The organism is Streptomyces sp. SP17BM10 (assembly GCF_036322405.1).
Taxonomy (GTDB): Bacteria; Actinomycetota; Actinomycetes; order Streptomycetales; family Streptomycetaceae; genus Kitasatospora.
The window spans coordinates 1-283 of the sequence record NZ_JAQYXB010000655.1 but is presented as its reverse complement, the minus strand read 5'-3'; the positions used below and the strand labels follow the sequence as shown (position 1 = coordinate 283).

At 61.8% G+C, this 283-nt stretch carries 1 protein-coding gene; it reads left to right on the top strand.

Annotated elements, in window-relative coordinates:
- On the top strand, nt 1-283 hold a 283-nt coding region (locus PUR71_RS30580), incomplete at both ends, for a non-reducing end alpha-L-arabinofuranosidase family hydrolase (RefSeq protein WP_329930416.1).

The following is a 283-nucleotide window of genomic DNA, read 5'->3' as shown; positions in this document are numbered from 1 at the left end:
GATCGACCAGACCCTCATCGCCGACGACCAGAACATGTACCTGTTCTTCGCCGGCGACAACGGCAGCATCTACCGCGCGAGCATGCCCATCGGCAACTTCCCCGGAAACTTCGGCTCCTCCTACACCACCGTCATGACCGATACCGTGAAGAACCTCTTCGAGGCCCCCCAGGTCTACAAGGTCCAGGGCCAGAACCAGTACCTCATGATCGTCGAAGCCCGCGGCGCCAACGAACAGCGCTACTTCCGCTCCTTCACCGCCACCAGCCTCAACGGCTCCTGG